The 735-nt window shown below is 72.8% G+C and carries 1 protein-coding gene and 1 pseudogene; one reads left to right on the forward strand and one right to left on the reverse strand.

Going from position 1 to position 735, the window contains the following annotated elements; translation table 11 throughout:
* On the forward strand, nt 1–592 hold a 592-nt coding region (locus A5624_RS00980; RefSeq protein ID WP_066860126.1), incomplete at its 5' end, for a DUF2470 domain-containing protein.
* 67 nt (nt 593–659) lie between these two features.
* Here the strand turns inward: A5624_RS00980 and A5624_RS27905 are convergent.
* Nucleotides 660–735, reverse strand: a pseudogene (locus tag A5624_RS27905) (hypothetical protein); the annotation flags it as partial.

Here is a 735-nt window from a genome sequence, read left to right on the forward strand (position 1 = left end):
CCAGGCGCTGCTGGAGCTGACCGACTACGCGCCCCTACCGCTGCGCGAACCGGTCCGCTCGCTGGTGTGGGTGCGCGGTCGCCTCCAAGAGGTACACCCGACGGAGATCCTCGACATGCTCGACCTGATCGCCGCCGAGTGCCCGAATCCCGCCCTGCTGGGCATCGACACCCCACGCTGCAGGCCCGGCGGCGGCGACGAGCCGCGCTACACCCTGTTGCGGCTCGAGACCGCCTCGGTGGTCGTCACCGACACCACCGGCGCCGAGCCGGTCAGTGTGGCCGACCTGCTGGACGCCCGCCCGGATCCGTTCTGCGCGCTCGAGTCGAGCCTGCTGTGGCACCTGGACACCGCCCACAGCGACGTCCTCGCGCGGCTGGTGTCCCGGCTGCCCGCGCCGCTGCGGCGCGGGCACGTCCGGCCCTTGGGCCTGGACCGCTACGGCGTCCGGTTCCGTGTCGAGGGCGACGATCGCGATCACGACGTCCGGCTGCCGTTCCATAAGCCGGTCGACGACATGACCGGCCTGAGCCAGGCGATCCGGGTGCTGATGGGCTGCCCCTTCATCAACGGGCTTCGGGCGCGCGGCTAGCCGAGCGCGCGGCGCACCGGCGCGACCGAGCGCCGGCCACGTACGTTTACTCGGGTGAACGGCGAGCGCGCACCCACACCAGCGAGCGGACCGGTTCGCGCAGCGGTAGGGGCGCGTAGTCGGTCAGCTCCAGCAGCGCCTGG

The sequence above is a fragment of the Mycobacterium sp. 1482292.6 genome (assembly GCF_001672995.1).
Classification (GTDB): Bacteria; Actinomycetota; Actinomycetes; order Mycobacteriales; family Mycobacteriaceae; genus Mycobacterium; species Mycobacterium europaeum_A.